This is a genomic window from Oleiphilus sp. HI0128 (assembly GCF_001635365.1).
In genome coordinates, this window is record NZ_LWGG01000388.1 from 1 (window position 1) to 907 (window position 907).

The 907-nt window shown below is 46.1% G+C and carries 1 protein-coding gene; it reads left to right on the forward strand.

Translation table 11 applies throughout. The features are described from left to right. On the forward strand, positions 1–907 hold a 907-nt coding region (locus A3763_RS04825; protein WP_156494914.1), incomplete at both ends, for a phosphoenolpyruvate carboxykinase (ATP).

Sequence of the window (907 nt, forward strand, 5' to 3'; positions counted from 1 at the left end):
AGTACTTCGGATGCAATCGGCTGGGGTCCAATTAACCGACCATTCGACCCTGAAAAGTTCGATGCTTTGTGGGAACGAGTCGAGGCGTATTTGGCTGAGCGAGATAGCTATCTTTCTCACCTTCACGTGGGTGCAGATGCTGATCACTATCTACCTGTTAAGGTTGCAACAGAAACTGCTTGGCAGAACCTGTTTGGTCGCAATCTGTTTATCCGCCCTGAGCAATATAACCAGGCCGATAAGCAAGAATGGGAAATCCTAAACGTTGCAAGCTTTGAGTGTGTACCTGAGCGTGACGGTACTAATAGTGACGGTACAGTAATCATCAACTTCGCCAAGCGTCGCGTTTTGCTTGCAGGTATGCGTTATGCGGGTGAAATGAAGAAAGCAATGTTCTCTGTTCAGAACTTCTTGTTGCCAGAGAAAGACGTATTACCAATGCATTGTTCTGCAAACGTTGGTGATGACGGCGAAACAACATTGTTCTTCGGTTTGTCAGGTACAGGTAAAACTACCTTGTCTGCTGACCCTGCGCGTTACCTTATTGGTGATGACGAGCACGGTTGGGGCAAAGGCGTTGTCTTCAATATTGAAGGCGGCTGCTATGCGAAGACTATTGATCTATCTCAAAAGAATGAGCCAATCATTTGGGATGCGATCAAGTTCGGTGCAATCGTAGAAAACGTAGCGCTTTCTGATGATAAGCGTCTACCAGATTACACAGATACAAGCATTACTGAAAACGGTCGTTGTGCCTACCCGCTAGAGCACGTTGAAAAACGTGTTGCTGAAAACTTAGCAGGCGAGCCAAACGCTATCGTATTTTTGACTTGTGATATGACGGGTGTACTACCTCCAGTATCATTGTTGTCTAAAGAAGGTGCGGCTTACCACTTCTTAAGTGGTT